Below are 22,476 nucleotides of genomic sequence, written 5' to 3'. Positions count from 1 at the left end.
CCCCCCCCCCCCGACCCTGGTGGTCAGACCGCGGCGACGACCCCGGCGCGCACGGTCGTGGCGCCGGTCGCCGGCGCCAGCCACACGCGGCGGCCCTCGGCGAGGTCGAGCGCGCGCGCGTGGGTGCGGGTCAGGACGACGAGCACCTCACCGCCGCCGTCGGCCTCGACGGTGACCCGCACCTCGAAGCCGACCCGGAGCAGTCGGGTGACGCGGCCGGGGATGCCGCCGAGGCCCGGCTCGACCGAGATCTCGACGTCGTGGGGCCGCAGGGCGGACCCGTCGAGTTCGGTGACCTCGCCGAGGAAGCCCATGACGAACGGGTTGGCGGGGGTGTCGTACAGCTCGTCGGGACTGCCGATCTGCTCGACCCGGCCCTCGTTGATGACCACGATCTCGTCGGAGACCTCCATGGCCTCCTCCTGGTCGTGGGTCACGAAGACCGTCGTCACGTGCACCTCGTCGTGCAGACGGCGCAGCCAGTCGCGCAGCTCCTTGCGGACCTTGGCGTCGAGGGCTCCGAACGGCTCGTCGAGCAGCAGCACCGTCGGCTCGACGGCAAGGGCCCGCGCGAGGGCCAGACGCTGACGCTGACCACCCGAGAGCTGCGACGGCATGCGCTCGGAGAACTGCGACAGGTGCACGAGCTGGAGCAGCTCGTCGACCTTCTCGCGGATCTCGGCCTTGGGCCGCTTGCGGATCTCGAGCCCGAAGGCGACGTTCTTGGCCACGGTCATGTGCTTGAACACCGCGTAGTGCTGGAAGACGAAGCCGACGTTGCGCTTCTGCGGCGGCAGCGTGGTGGCGTCGGTGCCCTCGATGACGACCGAGCCGGAGTCGGCGGTCTCGAGTCCGGCGATGATGCGCAGCAGGGTCGACTTGCCGCCACCGCTCGGACCGAGCAGCGCGGTGAGCTGGCCGGTCGGGATGCTGACGTTGATGTCGTCGAGGGCGACGAAGTCGCCGTAGGTCTTGTTGACACCTCGGACGTCGATGCTCATGAGTGATCCTCCTTGCGGATCAGGGAGACGACCACGAGCGCCAGCACGCTGGCCATGACCAGCACGAAGGCAGCGGCGTAGGCGACGGACTCGTCGAAGTTGTTGTAGCGGTTCTGGATGAGGAGGGTGGCGGTCTCGCCCTGGAACTCGGCGCCCCGGCTGACGATCTTCACGGCACCGAACTCGCCGAGGGACCGGGCCATGCTGAGCACGACGCCGTACACGACGGCCCACTTGATGCTCGGCAGCGTGATGCGACGGAAGGTCTGCCAGCCGCCGGCGCCCAGGCTGTGGGCGGCCATCTCGGAGTCGGTGCCGATCTCCTGCAACGTCGGCACGACCTCGCGGATCACCAGCGGGAGGCTGACGAAGGCGGTGGCCATGATGAGGCCGGGCGTGCTGGCGATGATGAAGATGCCGGCGCCCTCGAGCCGCTCGCCGAACCACCCCGAGCCGGAGGAGTAGGCGAGCACGAGCGCGAGGCCGACGACGACCGGGCTGACCGACATCGGCAGGTCGACGAGCACCGAGAGCACGCGGCGTCCGGGGAACCGGTAGCGCACCAGCAGCAGCGAGATGCCGACGCCGAAGACGGTGTTGATGATCACCGCCCACAGCGCGACGGTGCCGGTGAGGCTGAAGGCGTACTGGACGGCGGGGTCCTGCAGCCGCTCCCAAAAGGCGCCGAAGCCGCCCTCGGCACCCTGCTCGACGGGGGCGAAGGTGCGCTTGACGACCTCGCTGACCGGCCAGGCGATGAGGAAGAAGAGGTAGAGGATCACGAAGACCCGCATGCCGATCATGACCGGGCCCTTCTGGCGCCGGATGTGGCGGGTGTCAGGCACGACGGGCCGCCCTTCGCGAGATGAGGTCGAGGGCCACGATCACCACGACCGCGACGAGGAGCAGCAGGACGGCGACCGCGGCCGCGCCCGCCTGGTTGTCGCCCTCGAGGAACTTGAGGATCTTCAACGAGGCGACCTCGGTCTTGAACGGCGTGTTGCCCGAGATGAGCACGAGCGAGCCGAACTCGCTGATCGCGCGGGCGAAGCCGAGCGACGAGCCGGCCGCGATGGCCGGGACGAGGCTGGGCAGGATGACGCGGCGGAACGTCGTCGCGCGGGAGGCACCGAGCGAGGCCGCGGCCTCCTCGACGTCGCCCTCGAGCTCGAGCAGCACCGGCTGCACCGTGCGCACCACGAACGGCAGCGTCACGAACAGCAGCGCCATGAAGATGCCGGTGCGGGTGTTGACGATGTTGATCCCGACCGGGCTCTGCGGGCCGTAGAGGCTGAGCAGCACCAGGCCGGCGACGATCGTCGGCAGCGCGAACGGGATGTCGATGACGACGTCGATGATGCGCTTGCCCCAGAACTGGTCGCGGACCAGCACCCAGGCGATGACCGTACCGACGACGGCGTTGATGACGGTGACGCCGGCGGCCTCGAGCACGGTGAGGCGCAGGGCGGCGAAGGTCTGGGCGTCGGTGAGGGTGTTCCAGAAGGAGCCCAGGCCCCCCTCGACGCTGGCGACGGTGACGGCCGCCAAGGGCAGCATCACCAAGATGGTGAACCAGAGCAGGCAGATGCCCAGTCCGATCCCTGAAGTCGGGGTCAGGGCGAAAAGACCACCACCGCCGCCCTGGGACCTGCGCTTGGCAGGCCCGGGGGCGACGGGGGGCTTCGCCGCGGCTGCGGCCTGGGTCATGTCAGGAGCCGGTGGCCTGCGCGTAGAGGCGGTCGAAGCGCAGCTGCTCGCCGTCCTTGCCGAACCACTCGGCCGAGACCTCGCCCCAGCCACCGAGCTCGGTGATGGTGCTCAGCTTGCCGGTCGGGGCGGGGAACGGGTCGTCGGGCGTCTCGGTGCCCTCGACCTCGATGCCGGAGATGTCGAGGTCGTTGATGGGGCGGAAGCCCTTCTTGACGAACTCGGTCTGGCCGGCGTCGCTGAGGACGTACTCGAGGAACTTCTCGCTGGCCTCCTGGGGCTCGGCGTTCTTGAGCACGGCGCCGGGGTTCTCGATGAGGAAGGTGTTCGGCGGGACGACGTAGTCGAGGGTCTCGCCGTTCTGGCGGGCCAGGATGGCCTCGTTCTCGTAGGTGATCAGCACGTTGCCGACCCCCTTCTTGAACGCCTCGGTGGCCTCACGACCGCTGGCGGCCCAGGAGGTGACCTTGCGGAAGATCTGCAGGAGGAACTGGTCGGCCTGCTCCTCGCTCAGCCCGCGCTCGATGGCGTCGCTGTAGAGCGCCATGATGTTCCAGCGGGCCGCGCCCGAGCTGGCGGGGTCGGCGGTGATGATCTGCACCTCGGGCTTGAGGAGGTCCTCCCAGGTCTTGATGCCCAGGGGGTTGCCCTCCTCGACGGCGATCACGGCGACCGAGCTCGACACGATGCCCTTGTTGGGGCCCTGGTCCCAGTCCTCGTCGATCAGCCCGCCGTCGACGAGGCGCGTCACGTCGGAGGCCAGGGAGAAGTGGACGTAGTCGGTGTCCTTGCCGTCCGTGTCCAGCACCTTGCGGCTCTGCTCACCCGAGGCTCCGTACGACCCGGAGAACTCGATGTCCTCGCCGTCGGCGGTCTTCTGGAACTGTGCCTCGATGGCGTCGTTGGCCGCCTCGGGCACAGCGAAGCCGACGATGTTGATCGTCTCCTCGTTGCTGCCGCCCTGGGAGGAGGTGCACGCGCTCAAGGCCAGCACCCCGGCAGTCACGACTGCGGCAACCTTGAAGCTCTTCTTCATGTCCGTCCTGCTCTCTCGATCCGCGACCCCCGGGGAGTCGCTGGTCAGTTAACTCGATGAGAGTAATCGACTTATGAAAGACAAGCGAGTCAGGCACGCCGCTTGAGACAGGTGGTCTGGACCGATTCGCGTGCCCCAGGGCCGCCGCGGGCGCATCCGGCGGCCGTGGCGTGGCGAGGGTCACGTCCCGGCGGGCAGGACGGCGCCGTGCGCGGCGGCGCGCCGACTATCGTGGACGGCGGAGTGCACGCCGTCGGGACGCGGCTCAAGATCGTGTCCTGCCTGTGCGGCGTCGTCGCGAGCAGAAGGTGGGACACGTGGCCAAGCAGGTCAAGCAGCTCGATCGGGTGATCATCCGGTTCGCGGGCGACTCGGGCGACGGCATGCAGCTGACCGGAGACCGGTTCACCTCCGAGTCGGCGGTCTTCGGCAACGACCTGATGACGCTGCCGAACTTCCCGGCCGAGATCCGCGCCCCTCAGGGCACGATCCCCGGCGTCTCGTCGTTCCAGGTGCACTTCGCCGACCACGACATCCTCACCGCGGGCGACGCACCCGACGTGCTGGTCGCGATGAACCCCGCCGCGCTCAAGGCCAACGTCGGCGACCTGCCGGCCGGGGCGACGATCATCGTCGACACCCACGACTTCACCAAGCGCAACCTCGACAAGGCCGGCTACGACGTCAACCCGCTCGACCTGCTGGGCGACGCCAACGACGCGCTCGGCTCGTTCAGCGTGCACCCGGTCGACCTCACCGGCATGACCGTCGAGGCCGTCAAGGAGTTCGGCCTGTCGCGCAAGGACGCCGCGCGGGCCAAGAACATGTTCGCGCTCGGCCTGCTGTCGTGGATGTACGGCCGCCCCACCGAGGGCACCGAGTCGTTCCTCTCGCGCCGCTTCGCGAAGGTCCCCGACATCCGCGACGCCAACCTGACCGCGTTCAAGACCGGCTGGAACTTCGGCGAGACCACCGAGACCTTCGTCGTCCAGTACGAGATCAAGCCGGCGAAGATGCCGCCCGGCACCTACCGCAACATCACCGGCAACCTCGCGCTGGCCTACGGCCTCATCGCCGGCGGCGTGCGGTCGGGGCTGCCGGTGTTCCTCGGCTCCTACCCGATCACGCCGGCCTCCGACATCCTCCACGAGCTGAGCAAGCACAAGGCGTTCGGCGTCACCACGCTGCAGGCCGAGGACGAGATCGCCGGGGTCGGCGCCGCGATCGGCGCCTCCTTCGGTGGCTCGCTCGGCGTGACGACGACGTCCGGGCCCGGCATCGCGCTGAAGGGCGAGGCCATCGGCCTGGCCGTCATGACCGAGCTGCCGCTCGTCGTGGTCAACGTGCAGCGCGGCGGCCCCTCGACCGGCCTGCCGACCAAGACCGAGCAGTCCGACCTGCTCCAGGCCATGTTCGGCCGCAACGGCGAGGCCCCCGTGCCGATCGTCGCGCCCCAGTCGCCCGGCGACTGCTTCTCCGCCGCCGTCGAGGCGGCCCGCATCGCGGTCACCTACCGCACCCCGGTGATGCTGCTCTCCGACGGCTACCTGGCCAACGGCTCCGAGCCCTGGCGCATCCCCGAGCTCGACGACCTCCCGCTCATCGACCCCGCGTTCGCCGTCCCGGCCGACGACGGCGCCGAGTTCCGCCCCTACGACCGCGACCCGTCCACCCTGGCGCGGGCCTGGGCGCCGCCCGGCGTCGCCGGGCTCGAGCACCGCATCGGCGGTCTCGAGAAGGCCGACGGCACGGGCAACATCTCCTACGACCCCGCCAACCACGACCTCATGGTCCGCACCCGCCAGGCCAAGGTCGACCGCATCGCCGAGTCGCTGCCGCCGCTGGAGGTCGACGACCCGAGCGGTCACGCGAAGGTGCTCGTGCTCGGCTGGGGCTCCACCTACGGCCCGATCGGCGCTGGCTGCCGCCGGGTGCGCAAGGCCGGCTACGACGTCGCGCAGGTGCACCTGCGCCACCTCAACCCGTTCCCGAAGGACCTCGGTGACATCCTCAGGCGCTACGACAAGGTCCTGGTGCCCGAGATGAACCTGGGGCAGCTCTCGATGCTGGTCCGGGCCCGCTACCTCGTCGACGCCCAGGGCTACAACCAGGTCCGCGGCCTGCCGCTCAAGGCCGCCGACCTCGCCGAGGCCATCGGCCACCTGGTCGCCGAGGCCGAGGGCATCGACGTCGACCTGTCCGCCGCGACTACCGAGGAGGTCTGAGCACGATGACCGCAACCGACCTGCCCATGCCCGACCTGCGCACCGGCACCGAGCTGGTGCCGTCGATCGCCGAGGGCGAGACCCAGACCGGCAAGGACTTCTCCTCCGACCAGGAGGTGCGCTGGTGCCCCGGCTGCGGCGACTACGCCGTCCTCAAGGCCGTCCAGGGCTTCCTGCCCGACCTCGGCCTGCGCCGCGAGAACATCGTCTTCGTCTCCGGCATCGGCTGCTCCAGCCGCTTCCCCTACTACCTCGACACCTACGGCATGCACTCCATCCACGGACGTGCCCCCTCCATCGCCACCGGCCTGGCCACCGCCCGAGAAGACCTCTCGGTCTGGGTCGTCACCGGCGACGGCGACGCCCTCTCCATCGGCGGCAACCACCTCATCCACGCCCTGCGCCGCAACGTCAACATGACGATCCTGCTCTTCAACAACCGCATCTACGGCCTCACCAAGGGCCAGTACTCCCCCACCTCCGAACCCGGTAAGATCACCAAGTCCACGCCCATGGGCTCGCTCGACCACCCGTTCAACCCCGTCTCGCTCGCCCTGGGCGCCGAAGCGACGTTCGTGGCGCGGACCATCGACTCCGACCGCTTGCACCTCACCTCGGTGCTCTCGGCGGCCGCCGCCCACCGCGGCACCTCCCTGGTCGAGATCTACCAGAACTGCCCGATCTTCAACGACGGCGCCTTCGACGCCATCAAGGACCGCGACACCAAGGACGACGCGATCATCCCGCTCGTGCACGGCGAGCCGATCGTGTTCGGCACCGGCGGCGGCAAGGGCCTGGTGCGCGAGCGCGAGACCGGCGCCATCAAGGTCGTCGAGGTCGGCACCGACGCCGGCCAGGTCGCCGTCGGCGACCTGCTCGTGCACGACGCGCACGACCCCGACCCCTCGACGGCGTTCGCGATCTCGCGCCTCACCGCGGCCGACTACCTGCACCAGGCCCCGATCGGCATCTTCCGCCAGGTCACCCGGCCGACCTACGACGACCAGGCCCGCGCCCAGATCACCTCGGCCACCCAGGCCGCGCCAGGCGCCGTCGACGAGCGACTCACCTCGCTCATCCACGGCGGCGACACCTGGACCGTGGCCTGAGCCCCTCCGGACGCACGACGAGGGCCCGACGCGATCGCGTCGGGCCCTCGCTCGGTCGTGGGGGTGCTACTTCTTGCGCGGCTTGACGTAGGGCAGCTTGCACTCCTGCGAGGGCCGCTTCGTGCACGTCATCCAGACCTCGCTGAAGCTGGCCTTCACCTTGGCCCGCCACACCCAGGCCCGCAGCTTCGGGGCGGCCTCGATGACGGCCTGGTAGCCGCCCTTCTTGAGGAAGACCTTCTTGTAGAACTTGAAGTTGCAAGTCGACGTGGCCTTGTTGCACTTCGTGGCGCGCTGGATGTAGACGGGGCCCTTGGCCGGAACGACCTTGCCGACCATCACGAGACGCTTCGGGCCCTTCTTGCGCACGCGCTTCTCGACCACGCGCGCCCCGACGACGACCGGCGCCGGATCGGCCTGGGCGGGCGCGACCTGCAGCAGGTCGCCACGAGCCACCTCGCGCGCCGTCGCACCGGACGGCGTCAGGGCCAGCATGGCCGCGAGGGCGAGGGCGAGCACGGCGACGACGATGCGGGGCGAGCGCATGTGCAGCTCCAGGGGGAGGGAGGCGGGCGGGTGGTCACAGACTAGTGTCCTGACGTGACGGAGGGACGACGCGGGCTGGCCCTCGGGGTGGCTGCCTACGGCCTGTGGGGGCTGTTCCCGCTCTACTGGCCGCTGCTCGAGCCGGGCGGCGCCGTCGAGATCCTGGCGCACCGGATCGTCTGGTCGGTGCTCACGCTCGCCGTGCTGGTCGTGCTCCTGCGTCGCGGCTCGCACCTACGGGCCCTGGTCGCCGACCGCCGGGTGCGGCTGCTGCTCGTCGTCGCCGCGGTCACGATCACCAGCAACTGGGCGACCTACATCTACGGCGTCAACAACGGCCGGGTCCTCGAGGCGTCCCTGGGCTACTTCATCAACCCGCTCGTGACCGTGCTCATGGGCGTGCTCGTGCTCGGCGAGCGGCTGCGGCGGTGGCAGTGGGTCGCTCTCGGCGTGGGCCTCGTCGCGGTGTGCGTGCTGGCCGTCGACTACGGGCGTCCGCCCTGGATCGCGATCATCCTGGCGTTCTCGTTCGGCACCTACGGGCTGGCCAAGAAGAAGGCCGACGTCGGCGCGGTCGAGAGCCTGACCTTCGAGACCGCCGTGCTGGCGCCGTTCGCGCTGGTCTACCTGGTGGCGCTCGAGGCGGGTGGCGACGGCCACTTCGTCTCCGACGGCCCCGGGCACGCGCTGCTGCTGATGAGCGCCGGCGTCATCACCGCCGTCCCGCTGATCCTGTTCGGCGCCGCGGCCACCCGGGTCTCCATGGTCTCGCTCGGGCTGTTGCAGTACCTCGCGCCGACCATCCAGTTCGCTCTCGGCCTGCTGGTCCTCGACGAGACGATGACGCCGGGCCGCTGGGCCGGTTTCGCGCTGGTGTGGGCCGCACTGGTCGTCTTCACCATCGAGGCGGTGCGGCACCGCCGCCGCCAGCTGGCGCTCGCCGCGGCGGCCACCGCGGCCGCCTGACGACGCCGACCAGGCCTGCCCGGGGTGGCTAGACGCTGACGCCGTAGTCCTTCGCGATGCCGTACAGCCCGGAGGCGTAGCCCTGGCCGACGGCGCGGAACTTCCACTCGCCGTCGCGGCGGTAGACCTCGCCGAAGATCATCGCGGTCTCGCCGTGGGCGTCCTCGGAGAGGTCGTAGCGGGCGATCTCGGCGCCGTCGGCCTTGTTGACGAGACGGATGAAGGCGTTGGAGACCTGGTCGAAGCTCTGACGGCGCTTGTCGGCGTCGTAGATCGAGACCGGGAACACGATGCGCTCGACCTGCGGCGACAGGTGCGCGAGGTCGACCTCGATGACCTCGTCGTCGCCGTCGCCCTCGCCGGTGAGGTTGTCGCCGGTGTGGTGCACGGTGCCGTCGGGCGAGGTGAGGTTGTTGAAGAACACGAAGTACTGGTCGCTGAGGACCTTGCCGTTCTCGCCGCAGACGATGGCCGAGGCGTCGAGGTCGAAGTCGGTGCCGGTGGTGGTGCGGACGTCCCAGCCGAGACCGACGGTGATCGCCGTCAACGACGCGACCTGCTTGGTGAGCGAGATGTTGCCGCCCTTCTGCAGGCTGACGACGCCGCGGGCCGCGGGGGCGCCGGCGGCCGGCGGCGGCGGGACGGCGGCCGGCGAGGCCTGCCGCACGACCGGGACGACGTCGGCCCCGTTCAGGACGTCGACGACCGGCGAGCCGGCGAAGTCGCCGCGTACCTGGCCGTCGACGATCGGTGCCCACCGCGCCTGGGCCGGGTTGGCGCCGCTCTCGCCGCGGCCCATCGCGGCCATCATCGCCTGCGCCTCGCGCGACTGGGCGGCACCGACGCGGGCGACGCCGGCGGAGTCGGCGCCGTGCACCGTGAGCGCGACGCCGCCCGGCCCCTGCAGCGCGGTGAGGCGCAGGCTGCCGTCGGCGGTCGTGGCGTAGCCCTGCGGGTCGGGGCGGACGTCGCCCGGCGCGACCTCGAGCAGGCCGAGCACGTAGGCGACGAGCGTCTCGACGCCCACCGCGGTGGAGAACCAGGTGACGGTCTCGGTCGAGGTGACGTGGGCGTGGTAGACGGCGCGCGGGTGGTCGGCGGGGAGGCCGGGGTCGGTGAGACCGGTCATGTCCTGGACCTTATCCGTGCGGGCCGAGCCGCAACCGTCGTCACCCGGTCACCCGCCGTGACCGGTCCGATATCGGCTCGGAGACTGTCGGTGTCCGCTGCCAGACTGCCGGGACCATGACCAGCACACCCACCGCACCGCCGCGGCCGGGGCTCTCGGCGTTCTGGCACGACCTGCCGCGCGAGGGCCGGCTGCTGCTGTCGATCGTCGCCATCGAGTTCGTCGGCACCGGTCTGGTGCTCCCCTTCCACGTCGTCTACCTCACCGAGGTCCGCGGGTTCGCGCTCAGCGACGTCGGGCTGATGCTGGCTCTCCCCCCGCTCGCGGGGTTCGTGATGACCGGGCCGGCCGGGGCCGCGATCGACCGGCTCGGCGCGCGGGTGGTGCTCGTGGTCACGCTGCTGCTGATGGTCTCGGGCAACACGGCGCTGGCGTTCGCCGACTCGATCCCGGTCGCGCTGGTGGGCCTCGGTCTCACCGGCGTCGCGTTCGGCATCTCGTGGCCGGCGACCCAGAGCCTCGTCGCCGCCGTGGTGCCCCGCGAGATCCGGCAGCGCTACTTCGGGGTCAACTTCGCCCTGCTCAACCTGGGCATCGGCGTCGGCGGCATCGTCGGCGGTCTGGTCGTCGACGTCGAGCACGTGAGGTCGTTCCAGGCCATCTACCTCGGCGACGCCGTCAGCTACCTGCCCGCGCTCGCGCTCCTGCTCGGGCCGCTGCGCCACGTCGCCGGGCGCCCGGTCGCCCACCCCGACGCCGACGTCGAGGTGGTGGGCTACCTCCAGGTGCTGCGCCGTCCCGCGGTGCGGCCGTTGCTGCTGCTCAGCTTCGTCGGCGCCTTCGTGGGCTACTCCCAGCTCAACACCGGCATGCCGGCCTTCGCCCGTGCCGTCGGTGAGGTCTCGACCCGCGGGCTGGGCTTCGCGTTCGCGGCCAACACGGCGGTCATCGTCGTCCTGCAGCTGGTGGTGCTGCGCCACATCGACGGGTTGCGGCGCACCCGCGTCATCGCCGCCATGGGCGGGGTCTGGGCCCTCGCGTGGCTGGTGCTCGGCTCGGCGGGCCTGGTGCCGGGCACGGTGGGCGCCACGCTGCTGGTCGCGGCCTTCGCCTCGGTCTTCGCCTTCGGCGAGACCCTGCTGCAGCCCACGATCCCGGCGCTGGTCAACGACCTCGCCCCCGACCACCTCCGCGGGCGCTACAACGCGCTGAGCTCGGCGTCGTTCAACCTGCCCTCGATCGTCGCGCCGCCGTTCGCCGGCTTCCTCATCGACCATGGCCTGTCCGAGGCCTACATCGGCATCCTCGTGGTCGGCTCCGTGCTCACCGCCTGGCTCTCGGTCGCCGTCGTCGAGCCCCGACTACCTCCAGGGGTGAACGGCACCGCGTCATCATGAACAGGTGCCTCCCGAGCCGAAGACCTGTGCCTCGTGCGGGCGCCGCATCGAGTGGCGCAAGAAGTGGGAGCGCTCCTGGGACGACGTCCGCTACTGCTCCGACGCCTGTCGCCGTCGCAAGGTGACCGACGTCGACCGCGCCCTCGAGGCCTCGATCCTCGACCTGCTCGACGACCGCGCGGCCGGCAAGACCATCTGCCCGTCGGAGGCGGCCCGAGCCGTGGCCGCCTCGCGCGGTCTCGAGGGCGACGACGCCTGGCGCGAGCTGATGGAGCCGGCCCGCCGCGCCGCGCGCCGGCTCGTGGCCGCGGGCGACGTCGAGATCACCCAGGGCGGCTCGGTCGTCGACCCGTCCACCGCGAAGGGCGCCATCCGGGTCCGCCGGACGCGCTGACCCGCCGTCCACCGACGACGGGCCAGCGCGACCTGGTACGACTAGCGGCGCGCCCACCGCCACACGAGCAGCAGGACGACGAGCGCCCCGAGCCCCTGCTTCCAGTACGACCGGGCCAGCACCGGCAGGACGGCGGCACCGAGGTCGAGGGAGTCGTCCTGCGGGGCCGCGGCCGGTCGCGGGTACGACTCGGCCCGCTTGGGCGCCGTCGCCGCCGCGGCCGCGTCGGCCAACGGGGTCGGCTCCTGCGGCGCCCGGCTGGGCGCGTCGGCCTCGCCGTCGTTGCCGGCGTCGGTGCCGACCGGCTGCTCCGTCTCCGGCTCGGCCGGCGTCGTCGCGAGGGCCGACGGGGCCGAGAGCCGCTGCTCGAGACAGGCGACGAACTGGCCGAGCAGCTTGTCGGAGACGTCCTGCATGACGCCGCGGCCGAACTGGGCGGGCTTGCCGGTGATGGCGAGGTCGGTGAGCACCTCGACGTCGGTGCCGCCGTCGGAGGCGCCGGTGCCGGGCGTCATCGACAGCGACACCTTGGCGCCGGCGGTGCCGTTGCCGCGCTTGTCCTTGCCCTTGGCGTCGACCTTGAAGGTGTGGGCGGCGTCGTCCTTGTCGACGAACGTGCCCGTGCCGTTGTAGACCAGCGCGATCGGGCCGAGCTTGACCTTGACCGAGCCCGCGAAGGTGTCGCCGTCGGCGGAGGTGACCTGGGCCCCCGGGAAGCACTCCGCGAGGCCGGCGATGTCCTGGAAGTGCGCCCAGGTCTCCTCGACCGGGGTCGGGACCGAGAAGCGGTGGGTGAGGTCCATCAGCCGCCCGCCGCTGCCGTAACCGCACGGCGGGTGAGCACCTTCGCCAGGTGCGTGCGGTAGGACGCCGCGCCGTTGAGGTCGGACGGCGGGTTCGTGCCCTCGGCGGCGAGCTCGGCGGCCGCGGCGAGGTCCTGGCCCGACCGCAGCGCGTCCTCGGCGGCGGCGGCCCGCATGGGCGTGGAGCCCATGTTGGTCAGGCCGATCGCGACGTCGTCGAGCGAGCCGAGCGAGCCCTTGACCGTGGCGGCCACCGCGACGATGGGCCACTGGTGCGCGACCCGCACGAACTTCTCGTAGTGCGCGCCCCAACCGGTGTGCTTGGGCACGCGCACCTCGGTGAGGATCTCGTCGTCGCCGATCGCGGTCTCGAAGAGGTCGACGAAGAACTCCGTGGCCGGCACCGTGCGGGTGCCGCCCGGCCCGGCGATGACGAACTCCGCCCCGAGCGCGAGCGCCGGCGCGCCGAGGTCGCCGGCCGGGTCGGCGTGGGCGAGCGCCCCGCCGAACGTGCCCCGGTGGCGGATCTGGGCGTCGGCGAGGTGCTCGACCGCCTTGCTGATCAGCAGCGCGTGCTCGGCGACGAGCGGGTCGGAGCCGACCACCGCGTGCTGGGTCATGGCTCCGATGACGATCGCGTCGCCGTCGTCGCGGACGCCGCGCAGCGAGTCGATGCGGCCGAGGTCGATGACGACCTCGGGGGCGTTGAGCCGCATGCGCAGCACGGGCAGCAGGCTCTGGCCACCGGCCAGGATCTTGGCGTCGTCGCCGTGCGTGGCGAGGGCGGACAGGGCGTCCTCGACCGAGGTGGGGGCGACGTAGTCGAACGCGGCGGGGATCATGACTCCGCTCCTTCCTGGCCCTCGAAGTGGGGCATGGCCGAGTCCTCCGTCTCGCGGCCGGACCCGGCCGAGTTGATCGCCGTCCACACGCGCTCGGGCGTGCAGGGCATCTGGATGTCGTTGACGCCGAGGTGGCGCACGGCGTCGACGACGGCGTTGACGACGGCCGGGGTCGAGGCGATGGTGCCGGCCTCGCCGACGCCCTTGGTGCCGAGCGAGTTGGTGAGCGCCGGCGTGGTGGTGTGCTCGACCTCGAAGCTGATCGTGTCGGCCGCGGTCGGCAGCAGGTAGTCGACGAACGAGCCGGAGACGAGCGTGCCCTGCTCGTCGTAGACCGCCTCCTCCCACAGCGCCTGCGCGATGCCCTGCACGAGGCCGCCGTGCACCTGACCGCTCACGATGAGCGGGTTGATGATGTTGCCGATGTCGTCGACGCAGGTGTACTTGCGCATCCGCACGGCACCGGTCTCGGTGTCGACCTCCATCGCGCACAGGTGGGTGCCGTGAGGGTAGTTGAAGTTCACCGGGTCGAACGTGGCGTCGGCGTCGATCGACGGCTCGACGCCGTCGGGCAGGTTGTGCGCGGCGAACGTCGCGGTCGCGACCTCCCCGAGAGCGATCTTGGCGTCGGTGCCGACGACCTGGAACGAGCCCTCGTGGAACTTGACGTCGTCGACGCTGGCCTCGAGCAGGTGGGCAGCGATGGGCAGCGCCTTCTCGATGACCTTGTCGGCGGCCCGCACGAGCGCCTCGCCGCCGACGACGAGCGAGCGCGAGCCGTAGGTGTCGAGGCCCTTGGCGGCGATCTGCGTGTCGCCGTGCAGCACCTCGACGTCGTCGAACGCGACGCCGAGCCGGTCGGCGACGATCTGGCTGAACGCCGTCTCGTGCCCCTGGCCGTGGGCGCTGGCACCCGTGACGACCTCGACCTTGCCGGTGGCCAGCATGCGCACCGAGGCGTGCTCCCAGCCGCCGGCACCGTAGTCGAGCGAGCCGAGCACGCGGCTCGGCGCGAGACCGCACATCTCGGTGAAGGTCGAGATGCCGAGGCCGAGCTGCACCGTGTCGCCGCGCTCGCGCCGCTCGCGCTGCTCGGCGCGCAGCGCGTCGTAGCCGAACATTTCCTTGGCCTTGGCCGTCGCGGCCTCGTAGTTGCCGGAGTCGTACTCGAGCCCGGCCACGGTCGTGAACGGGAACTCCTCGTGGGTGATCCAGTTCTTCTCGCGCACCTCGAGCGGGTCGACGCCGAGCTCGGCGGCCAGCTCGTCCATCATCCGCTCGATGCCGAACGTCGCCTCGGGTCGCCCAGCGCCGCGGTAGGCGTCGGTGAACGTGGTGTTGGTCAGCACGGTCTGGCAGGCGAAGTGGTAGGCCGGGAACTTGTAGATCGCGTTGAACATGAAGGCGCCCAGCACCGGGACGCCGCCGCCCACGATGGCCACGTAGGCGCCGAGGTCGGCCTCGAGCTCGACCTTGAGGCCGGTGACCGTGCCGTCCTTCTCGGCCGCGAGCGTGAGCTTCTGCCACTGGTCGCGGCCGTGGTGGGCGGCGACCAGCGACTCGCTGCGGGTCTCGGTGTACTTGACCGGCTTGCCGAGCCGGCGCGCGACGGCGAAGGCGATCATCTCCTCCGGCGTCTGCTGCAGCTTGCCGCCGAACCCGCCGCCGACGTCGGGCGCGATCACCCGGATCTTCGACTCCGGGACGCCGGTCGTGGCCGCCAGCGCGAAGCGCAGGATGTGCGGGATCTGGGTGGCCGACCACACAGTGATCTGCTCGCCGGTCGGGTCGACCAGCACCGAGCGCGGCTCCATGAACGCCGGGATCAGCCGCTGCTGGCGGAACTCGCGCTCGATCACGATGCCGTCGGTGCGGGCCTGGGCGATGGCGTCGTCGGCGCTGCCGCCGGTGCCGGCCTCGGCGGAGTCGAAGACCCACAGCGCCGACTTGTTGGTGCCCAGGTCGGGGTGGGCGAGCACCTCGTCCTTCATGGCCTGCTTGATGCCGACGACGGCGGGCAGCTCGTCGTACTCGACGTCGACCAGTTCGGCGGCGTCGCGCGCCTCGGCGGCGCTGCGCGCCACGACCACGGCGACGATCTCGCCTGCGAACGCGACGCGGCCCTGCGCGATCGGCAGGTGGGTGGGCGCGACCTGGTCGGGGGTGATGGGCCAGGCGTTGATGCACACGCCCTGCGCCTCACCGAGGTCCTCCGAGGTGAGCACGTCGACGACGTTGGTGGCCGCCTTGGCCGCGCTGACGTCGATCGAGGTGATGGTGGCGTGCGCGAACGGGCTGCGCACCATGGCGAGGTGCAGCGTGCCCGGGACGACGAGGTTGTCGGTCCAGCGGGTGCGGCCGGTGATGAGGCGCTGGTCCTCCTTGCGGCGGCGCTCCTTGCCGATCTCCTTCTCGAGGCCCTCGGGGGCGTCGGCGACGGCGGTCATGCGCTCACCTCGCTGGTCGCGCCCGCGGTGGCCCCGCTCGCCTGCTGCACGGCCTTGACGATGTTGTGGTAGCCCGTGCAGCGGCACAGGTTGCCCTCGAGGCCGAGGCGGATCTCCTCCTCCGACGGCGACGGGTTCTCCTGCAGCAGCGCGACGCTCTGCATGATCATCCCCGGGGTGCAGTAGCCGCACTGCAGGCCGTGGCACTCGCGGAACGCCTCCTGCACGGGGTGCAGGTCGCCCTCGACGGTGTCGGCGAGACCCTCGATCGTGGTCACCTCGCCACCGTCGGCCTGGACGGCGAGCACGTTGCACGACTTCACGCTGGTGCCGTCGAGGTGCACCGTGCACGCGCCGCAGTTGCTCGTGTCGCACCCCACGACGGTGCCGGTCTTGCCGAGCTTCTCGCGCAGGTACTGCACCAGCAGCATCCGAGGTTCGACGTCGTCGGCCACCTTCGCGCCGTCGACGGTGAGGTTGATCCGGGTCATGAGCTCTCCCTTGCGCACGGGTGGCAGCCAGCGGGCTGTGACCCCGCTCACGCTAGGCGGGCCCGGTTGGTCGTGGGTTGGGTACGAGCCGACCGGGCCGACGCAGCGAGTACCTAGTCGCGGGTCGCCGCTGCCAGCCGTGCCTTGAGCAGCGGCTTGGCCGGGTGCGGCCGGGCGCCGAGCGCGTCGAGACAGCGCTCGAGCACAGCGGTGTCGTAGGGCGACCGCTCGGCGTAGGTGAGCACGGCGTCGGGGTCGGGGTCGGCGAGCAGCGCCTCGCGGACGGCGACCGCGACGTAGTCGCCGAGCTCGGCCAGCGCCGGCGAGTTGGTGCCGGGCAGCAGGTCGCCGCCGTAGGCGTCGACGGCGTCGGCCACGCGTCCGTGCCGCAGCAGCGTGAGCACGTGCTCGACGTCGGTGGCGACCGGCATGGTGAGGCGGTAGGGCCGCGAGGAGAGCTGGCCGCCGAGGGCCGCTCGCAGGTGCGAGACCTCGGCCTTGAGGGTGGAGAACGTCACGGCCTGGTCGCCGTAGACGAGGGCGTGCAGCTGCTCGAGCGAGAGGCCCTCGGGGTGCAGCGCGAGCAGCGAGAGCACCTCGGTCTGGCGGCGGTTGAGCAGCAGCCGCTGCCCGTCGTGGCGGATCTCGGCCGTGCCGAGGAGGGTCATCACCAGACCGGGGTCGCCGGTCTCGTCGATCGGCTGCGCCGTCGGGTGGTGGGCCGAGCGGGGCAGCGCGGTCTCGATGAGCCGCGCCATGACGCGCGCGGTAGCCAGGCCGATCGGGTGGGTGCGGTCCCAGGTGGTCGAGAGGTCGATGACGCCGAGGCGGCGTCCGGTGGCGGGGTCGTGCACGGGCGCCGCCCAGCACACCCAGTTGTGCACGATCGAGGCGTAGTGCTCGGCGCTGAAGACCATCGACGGCTCGTCGAGCCGGTTGGCCAGGTCGAGGGCGTTGGTGCCGGCCGACTCGTCGTCCCAGCGGCCGCCGGCGACGAAGTTGACCGTCTCGGCCTTGCGGCGCATGACCCGGCCACCGTAGGTCCACAGGATGCGGGTGTCGGGGTCGGTGACGGCGAGCACGAGGTCGCCGTCCTCGGCCGTGCGTCGCAGCTCGGACTCGACCCGCTCGACGGCGACCTGCAGCGGCGAGTCGCGCCAGATGGCCGAGGTCTCGGACTCGTCGGCCAGCGGTGCGGCGGTCAGCCCCCGGTCGACCGCGGCCTCGGAGCGCGCCCAGCTCGTCCGGATCTCGGGCCGCACGACGGACTCGGCCGCGTCGCCGTGCTCGACGAACGCCGTCCAGGCATGGAGGCACTCGCGCTTGCGGCTGTCGAGCTCGGGGGCCGGCATGCGGCGAGGCTACCTCGCCCTGTGACACCGGTCACCCGTGGATGCGGCCCTCTCGGGTCGCGAGCCGCTCGCCCGTGCCGCCCCAGCGTCCGGCGATGAACTCGGCGGCGATGCTGATCGCGGTCTCCTCGGGCGTGCGGGCGCCGAGGTCGAGCCCGATCGGGCTCGACAGGCGGGTCAGCTCGCCGTCGTCGAGCCCGGCCTCGCGCAGGCGGGCCATGCGGTCGTCGTGGGTGCGGCGCGAGCCCATCGCGCCGACGTAGGCGACCTCGGGCAGGCGCAACGCGACCTCGAGCAGCGGGACGTCGAACTTCGGGTCGTGGGTGAGCACCGTGATCACCGTGCGCTGGTCGATGCGACCGGCCTCCTGCTCGGCGGTGAGGTAGCGGTGCGGCCAGTCGACGACGACGCGGTCGGCGTCAGGGAAGCGGCTGGTGGTGGCGAAGACCGGGCGGGCGTCACAGACCGTGACGTCGTAGCCGAGGAACGAGCCGACCCGGGCGACGGCGGCGGCGAAGTCGATCGCGCCGAAGACCAGCAGCCGCGGCTTCGGGGCGAACGCCCACACGAAGACGCGCATCCCCTCGCCCCGGCGCTCGCCGTCGGGACCGTAGGTCAGCGTCGCGTTGGTCCCGCTCGCGAGCAGGCCCAGCACGTCGTCGTGGACGGCGTCGGTGGCCCGGTCGGACCACAGGCGGGCGCCCTCGCCCTCGGCGTCGTCGGGCCGGACGACGACGCGGGTGCCGAGCCGGGCGGCGTCGGGGTGCTCGATCACGGTGGCGAGGGCGACGGGCCGGCCCGCCTCGACGTCGGCCACGACCTCGGCGAGCTCGGGGAACGTCTCGCGGGAGACCTTCTCGACCCAGACGTCGAGGATGCCTCCACAGGTGAGCCCGACCGCGAAGGCGTCGTCGTCGGAGACGCCGTAGCGCTCGAGCACGGGTTTGCCGGACTCCATGACCGACGAAGCCAGCTCGTAGACGGCCCCCTCGACGCACCCCCCGGAGACCGAGCCAACAGCGGTGGAGTCGGGGCCGACCAGCATCGAGGCGCCGGGCGGGCGGGGGGCGGAGCGGAACGTGGCCACCACGGTGCCGACGCCGACGGTCTCGCCGGCCTCCCACCACGCCATCAGCTCGCGCAGCACGTCACGCACGGGCGATCACCTCGGTCAGCTCGGCGTAGGTCGCGAGGGTGTGTCCGGCCACGAGGTGGTCAACGTGCGGGAGCACCGCGATGATTCCCTGCTGCACCGGCTCGTAGCCGGCCTTGCCGCGGTGCGGGTTGACCCACACGACGCGGTGGGCGACCGCCCGCAGCCGCCGCACCTGCTCGCCGAGCAGCTCGGGGTCGCCGCGCTCCCACCCGTCGCTGAACACCACGACGACGGCGCCGCGGGCCATGCCCCGGCGTCCCCAGCGGTCGGCGAAGACGCGCAGGGTCTCGCCGAGCCGGGTGCCGCCCGACCAGTCCGGGACGGCGGTGCCGGCCGCGACCAGGGCCCGCTCGGCGTCGCGGGTGCGCAACGCACGGGTGAGGTGAGTGAGGCGGGTGCCGACGGTGAAGGTCTCGACGACGCCGCCGCGTCGTCCGATCTCCTGGGTGAGGGTGTGGGCGAGGCGCAGCAGCGCGTCGGCGTAGGCGCTCATCGAGCCGGAGACGTCGACGAGCAGGACGACGCGGCGCGGCCGGTCGCGACGGTGCCGCCACCGGATCGGCGCCGGCTCGCCGTGCAGGCGCAACGACTCCCGGAGGGTGCGTGCGGTGTCGACCCGGCCGCGGCGCCACGGTTCCTGGCGCACCGTGCGCCGCAGCGGCGGACGTGGCCGCAGGGTGGTGAACAGCGCAGCGAGGCGGTGCTTCTCGGCGGCGGTCATGGTGGCGACGTCGCGGTGGCGCAGCACCTCGACCTCGCTGGCGAGCGCGCGGACGACGTCGTCATGCTCGCCGTCGTCGTCACCGTCGGCGCCGCCCTCGCTCAGGGAGAGCTGCGACCGCACCGGGCGCGACGGCGCCGCCGGACGTTCGCGTGGCAGCCCGGCCTTGGCGTCGAACCAGGCCTCGAAGACCTGCGCGTAGCGGGCGAGGTCGTCGGGCGACGAGCAGAGGGTGGCGCGACCGGCGGCATAGGTGGCGGCGCGGTCGTCGAGGCCGACGAGGGCGGTGGCCTCGAGGAAGGCCGCCGACCGGTCGTGCGTCACCGGCACCCCCGCGGCCCGTAGCGCCCGGGCGAAGCCGAGCAGGTAGGCGTCGGGCTCGGGCACGTCAGGCCCGCAGCATCAGGTCGAGGGCCTGCTGCACGCGGTCGGCGTCCTCGCGGTACTTCACCAGCGCGCCGAGCGTGCGCGCCGACGACGCGAGGTCGAGCGTGGTGGTGCCGAGGTGGTGCAGGGCGCGCGCCCAGTCGAGGGTCTCGGCGACGCCGGGCGGCTTCTCCAGGGGGACGTCGGTGCGCAGGCGTTGGACGACGCCGACCACCTGCGCCGCGAGGGCCTCGGACACCTGGGGCGCGCGCGAGCGGACGATGGCGACCTCGCGGTCGAGACCGGGGTGGTCGATCCAGTGGTAGAGGCAGCGCCGCTTGAGGGCGTCGTGCAGCTCGCGCGTGCGGTTGGAGGTCAGGACGACGACCGGCGGCGTCGCGGCCGCGACCGTGCCGAGCTCGGGGATCGAGACCTGGTAGGTCGAGAGCACCTCGAGCAGGAACGCCTCGAACTCGTCGTCGGCGCGGTCGACCTCGTCGACCAGCAGCACCGCCGGGCTCTGCTGCAGTGCCTGCAGCACGGGTCGGGCGAGGAGGAAGCGCTCGTCGTAGAGGCTCTTCTCGGCCTCCTCGACGTCGGCCCCCGCACCGCCGGTCGCCTCGAGGGCCCGCAGGTGCAGCACCTGCCGCGGGAAGTCCCAGTCGTAGAGCGCCTGCGTGGCGTCGATCCCCTCGTAGCACTGCAGCCGCACCAGCGGGGCGTCGAGCGCCGTCGCGAGCGCCTCGGCCAGCGCGGTCTTGCCGGTGCCGGGCTCGCCCTCGAGGAGCAGCGGACGCTCCATCTCCAGGGCCAGGAACGCCACCGTCGCCAGGTCGTCGTCGCAGAGGTAGCCGGTGGCTCCCAGACGCTCAGCGACCTCGGCGGGGGACGACGTGTGCATTCCGGCGACCCTAGTCGGGTCGTTGTTGGTCCGGGGTTGGTCTCGCGTCGACATCGCGGCCCGTCGCGAGGTCGCCGCACTCGACCGCCGCGCACCCGTGCTCGTGCAGGTAGGCCTTCGCCCCCTCGTCGCCCGAGACCGCGGTGGCGGCCGGCGTCCAGTGGTGGCGGCCCATGAGCACCGGGTGGCCCGGCCGGCCGGCGTAGACCGCACGGGCCAGCGACCCCGGCCCGGACGCCGCCGCGAGCACCCGTCGGACGACGTCGGCCGAGACGTCGGGCAGGTCGACCAGCGTGACGACGGCGACGTCGCCGTCGTCGGGGCCGAGCGCGGTGAGACCGGTCGAGAGCGAGGCGGCCATGCCGCTCGCCCAGTCGTCGGCCACCACGACCCGGCACCCCTCGGGGACGAGCTGCCGCGCCTCGTCGGCGGCCGCCCCGAGCACCACGACGACCCGCGAGCACCCGCCGTCGCGCAGGACCGCGGCGCTGCGGACCAGCCACGAGGTGCCGTCGTCGTCGCGCACGAGCGCCTTGGGCCGGCCCATCCGGGACCCGCCGCCGGCGGCCAGCAGCAGCCCGGTGGTCACCGGCCCAGCCTGGCACGCGAGGCCGGGCTCAGCCGGGGAAGGCCTCGGCGTAGGTGGCTGCGAGGGCCTCGGACCAGCGCGCGCTGAAGCCGCACAGCGTGACCCGGCCGTCGGTCGCGGCGACCAGGTAGCGCTCGCCCTCCTCGAACGACACCGCCGACAACAGCGCCTCCATCTCCGCGCCGGGCGCCTGCACCACGACGAGGTCGGTGGCCTGGCCGGCGTAGAACTTCGAGGGCACCAGCGTCACCGTGCTGCCGCTGACGGACTCGACGACGCCGTCGAAGACGGTCTCCTGACCGGCGACGACCTGGGGCGACTCGGTCGGCACCATGCACTTGGTCTGCAGCGCGGCACCGGCGGCCGTGAGCTCGGTGACCGTCGGCGGCCCGTCGGTCGCACCCGTCGCGCCGTTGACGTCGCCGTCGCCGGACGGCGTCGTCGCGTCGCTGGGTGCGTCGCCGGCGGACGGCGCGGGGCCGTCGTCGCCGCGGGTGGCGGCGAACAGGACGCCGCCGCCGATGAGCAGCGCGGCGACCGCCGCGGCCAGCCAGGTGGCCCGGCCGCGGTGTGGCGCACCGTCGGTGCGGGACGCGTGGGGCTGCGGGTCGGTCATGGTGTCCTCCAGGAGTCGCGCCACCCGGGTCGGGTCGGCGGGTGGCAGGTCGGACGCCGGGTCAGCCGCGCGCAGCAGCGCCTCGAGCTCACGGTCGTCGTGCTCGGTCATGGCGTCCTCCCCTCCGTCGACTCCTCATGTCCGGCACCGGCGCCGCTCTTTCGTCGCAGCGTCGCCGACGTCTCGAGCGCCGCGCGCAGCTTGGCGCGGGCCCGGTGCAGGCGGATGCTCGCGGCGTTGGCGGTGATGTCGAGGACGACGGCGATCTCGGCCGGCGTCAGCTGTTCCCACGCCCACAGGCGCAGCAGCTCGGCGTCGCGCTCGGGCAGGGTGGCGAGCGCGTCACGGACGGCGGCCCCCGCGTCGTCGTCGGCGGCCGGCACGGTCTCGGCCGGCGGGTCGAGGGTCGCGACCCGCCCGGCCACACGACGCTGACGCCGCTGCCCGCGCTCGTGGTTGGCCAGGCACCGGCGCGCGACGCCGTAGGCCCAGGGCAGCGGGTCGGCCGGCACGTCGTCGACCCGGCGCCAGCACACGAGCAGCACGTCGGCGAGCACGTCGTCGGCCGTGGCGGCGTCGGTGCGCCGGACCAGGAAGCGCCGCAGCGGGTCGACGACGTCGGCCGCGATCGCCTCGAAGCGCTCGCGGCGGGCCGGTGAGGTCACGGCTCCACCGTGTCACA

The 22,476-nt window shown here is 72.3% G+C and carries 22 protein-coding genes; 5 read left to right on the top strand and 17 right to left on the bottom strand.

Annotation, left to right across the window (positions count from 1 at the left end; genetic code table 11):
• Positions 1-23 precede the first annotated feature (23 nt).
• The 4 genes from ABFT23_RS06025 to ABFT23_RS06010 are packed head-to-tail and all read right to left on the bottom strand — an operon-like array spanning position 24 to position 3,744.
• Complete coding sequence (locus ABFT23_RS06025; RefSeq protein ID WP_347893314.1) at positions 24-1,001, bottom strand: sulfate/molybdate ABC transporter ATP-binding protein; 978 nt, start codon at positions 999-1,001, stop codon at positions 24-26.
• Positions 998-1,846, bottom strand: a complete 849-nt coding sequence (locus ABFT23_RS06020) for a sulfate ABC transporter permease (protein ID WP_347893313.1) — start codon at positions 1,844-1,846, stop codon at positions 998-1,000. The genes ABFT23_RS06025 and ABFT23_RS06020 overlap by 4 nt, the downstream gene beginning before the upstream one ends.
• Positions 1,839-2,708 (bottom strand): sulfate ABC transporter permease subunit CysT, encoded by an 870-nt coding sequence (gene cysT / locus ABFT23_RS06015; RefSeq protein WP_457623038.1) that lies wholly within the window; start codon positions 2,706-2,708, stop codon positions 1,839-1,841. The genes ABFT23_RS06020 and cysT overlap by 8 nt, the downstream gene beginning before the upstream one ends.
• A gap of 1 nt (position 2,709) precedes the next feature.
• Entirely contained in the window at positions 2,710-3,744 is a 1,035-nt protein-coding gene (locus ABFT23_RS06010) for an extracellular solute-binding protein (protein WP_347893312.1), read from the bottom strand.
• A 317-nt stretch (positions 3,745-4,061) separates the two neighbouring features.
• Between ABFT23_RS06010 and ABFT23_RS06005 the strand changes: the two genes are divergently transcribed.
• Positions 4,062-5,969 (top strand): 2-oxoacid:acceptor oxidoreductase subunit alpha, encoded by a 1,908-nt coding sequence (locus ABFT23_RS06005; protein WP_347893311.1) that lies wholly within the window; start codon positions 4,062-4,064, stop codon positions 5,967-5,969.
• Positions 5,970-5,974: 5 nt separating this feature from the next.
• Positions 5,975-7,078, top strand: a complete 1,104-nt coding sequence (locus ABFT23_RS06000; protein WP_347893310.1) for a 2-oxoacid:ferredoxin oxidoreductase subunit beta — start codon at positions 5,975-5,977, stop codon at positions 7,076-7,078.
• Positions 7,079-7,144: 66 nt separating this feature from the next.
• Here the strand turns inward: ABFT23_RS06000 and ABFT23_RS05995 are convergent, their stop codons facing one another.
• Positions 7,145-7,624, bottom strand: a complete 480-nt coding sequence (locus tag ABFT23_RS05995) for a hypothetical protein (protein WP_347893309.1) — start codon at positions 7,622-7,624, stop codon at positions 7,145-7,147.
• 54 nt (positions 7,625-7,678) lie between these two features.
• Here ABFT23_RS05995 and rarD point away from each other — a divergent pair, with 54 nt between their 5' ends.
• Entirely contained in the window at positions 7,679-8,590 is a 912-nt protein-coding gene (rarD, locus tag ABFT23_RS05990; RefSeq protein ID WP_347893308.1) for an EamA family transporter RarD, read from the top strand.
• Between the two features lie 28 nt (positions 8,591-8,618).
• Here rarD and ABFT23_RS05985 read toward each other — a convergent pair whose 3' ends face one another.
• Positions 8,619-9,719: a TerD family protein gene (locus ABFT23_RS05985; protein WP_347893307.1), complete on the bottom strand. Its 1,101-nt coding sequence runs from the start codon at positions 9,717-9,719 to the stop codon at positions 8,619-8,621.
• A gap of 116 nt (positions 9,720-9,835) precedes the next feature.
• On the opposite strand from ABFT23_RS05985, the gene ABFT23_RS05980 reads away from it, so the two are divergent.
• Together ABFT23_RS05980 and ABFT23_RS05975 are read left to right on the top strand one after the other, a co-directional pair.
• The gene (locus ABFT23_RS05980; RefSeq protein WP_347893306.1) at positions 9,836-11,116 is read left to right on the top strand and encodes an MFS transporter; all 1,281 of its coding nucleotides are present in this window, start codon (positions 9,836-9,838) and stop codon (positions 11,114-11,116) included.
• 4 nt (positions 11,117-11,120) lie between these two features.
• Positions 11,121-11,510 carry a DUF2256 and DUF3253 domain-containing protein gene (locus ABFT23_RS05975; protein ID WP_347893305.1) on the top strand — a complete coding sequence of 130 codons (390 nt, stop codon included), beginning with the start codon at positions 11,121-11,123 and terminating at the stop codon, positions 11,508-11,510.
• Positions 11,511-11,551: 41 nt separating this feature from the next.
• Here ABFT23_RS05975 and ABFT23_RS05970 read toward each other — a convergent pair whose 3' ends face one another.
• The 11 genes from ABFT23_RS05970 to ABFT23_RS05920 form a co-directional block, all read right to left on the bottom strand.
• On the bottom strand, positions 11,552-12,313 hold the full coding sequence (locus ABFT23_RS05970) for an SRPBCC family protein (protein ID WP_347893304.1): 762 nt from the start codon (positions 12,311-12,313) through the stop codon (positions 11,552-11,554).
• Positions 12,313-13,155 (bottom strand): FAD binding domain-containing protein, encoded by an 843-nt coding sequence (locus tag ABFT23_RS05965; RefSeq protein ID WP_347893303.1) that lies wholly within the window; start codon positions 13,153-13,155, stop codon positions 12,313-12,315. Before ABFT23_RS05965 ends, ABFT23_RS05970 begins: the two co-directional genes overlap by 1 nt.
• The gene (locus ABFT23_RS05960) at positions 13,152-15,602 is read right to left on the bottom strand and encodes a xanthine dehydrogenase family protein molybdopterin-binding subunit (RefSeq protein ID WP_347893302.1); all 2,451 of its coding nucleotides are present in this window, start codon (positions 15,600-15,602) and stop codon (positions 13,152-13,154) included. Before ABFT23_RS05960 ends, ABFT23_RS05965 begins: the two co-directional genes overlap by 4 nt.
• Entirely contained in the window at positions 15,599-16,093 is a 495-nt protein-coding gene (locus tag ABFT23_RS05955) for a (2Fe-2S)-binding protein (protein WP_347893301.1), read from the bottom strand. The genes ABFT23_RS05960 and ABFT23_RS05955 overlap by 4 nt, the downstream gene beginning before the upstream one ends.
• A 113-nt stretch (positions 16,094-16,206) precedes the next feature.
• Positions 16,207-17,445: a transcriptional regulator gene (locus tag ABFT23_RS05950; RefSeq protein ID WP_347893300.1), complete on the bottom strand. Its 1,239-nt coding sequence runs from the start codon at positions 17,443-17,445 to the stop codon at positions 16,207-16,209.
• Positions 17,446-17,476: 31 nt separating this feature from the next.
• Complete coding sequence (locus ABFT23_RS05945) at positions 17,477-18,601, bottom strand: XdhC/CoxI family protein (RefSeq protein WP_347893299.1); 1,125 nt, start codon at positions 18,599-18,601, stop codon at positions 17,477-17,479.
• Positions 18,594-19,709: a vWA domain-containing protein gene (locus ABFT23_RS05940; RefSeq protein WP_347893298.1), complete on the bottom strand. Its 1,116-nt coding sequence runs from the start codon at positions 19,707-19,709 to the stop codon at positions 18,594-18,596. The genes ABFT23_RS05945 and ABFT23_RS05940 overlap by 8 nt, the downstream gene beginning before the upstream one ends.
• A 1-nt stretch (position 19,710) precedes the next feature.
• On the bottom strand, positions 19,711-20,589 hold the full coding sequence (locus tag ABFT23_RS05935) for an AAA family ATPase (protein WP_347893297.1): 879 nt from the start codon (positions 20,587-20,589) through the stop codon (positions 19,711-19,713).
• Positions 20,590-20,599: 10 nt separating this feature from the next.
• Positions 20,600-21,178, bottom strand: a complete 579-nt coding sequence (locus ABFT23_RS05930; RefSeq protein WP_347893296.1) for a nucleotidyltransferase family protein — start codon at positions 21,176-21,178, stop codon at positions 20,600-20,602.
• Between the two features lie 28 nt (positions 21,179-21,206).
• Positions 21,207-21,905, bottom strand: coding sequence for a hypothetical protein (locus ABFT23_RS05925; protein ID WP_347893295.1), 699 nt, complete (start codon positions 21,903-21,905; stop codon positions 21,207-21,209).
• Entirely contained in the window at positions 21,902-22,459 is a 558-nt protein-coding gene (locus ABFT23_RS05920) for an RNA polymerase sigma factor (protein ID WP_347893294.1), read from the bottom strand. The genes ABFT23_RS05925 and ABFT23_RS05920 overlap by 4 nt, the downstream gene beginning before the upstream one ends.
• Positions 22,460-22,476 lie beyond the last annotated feature (17 nt).

This window comes from Nocardioides secundeburneus (assembly GCF_039939255.1).
GTDB lineage: Bacteria > Actinomycetota > Actinomycetes > Propionibacteriales > Nocardioidaceae > Nocardioides.
Note: the sequence above shows the minus strand (reverse complement) of the source record. Positions and strands in the feature narration are given on the sequence as shown.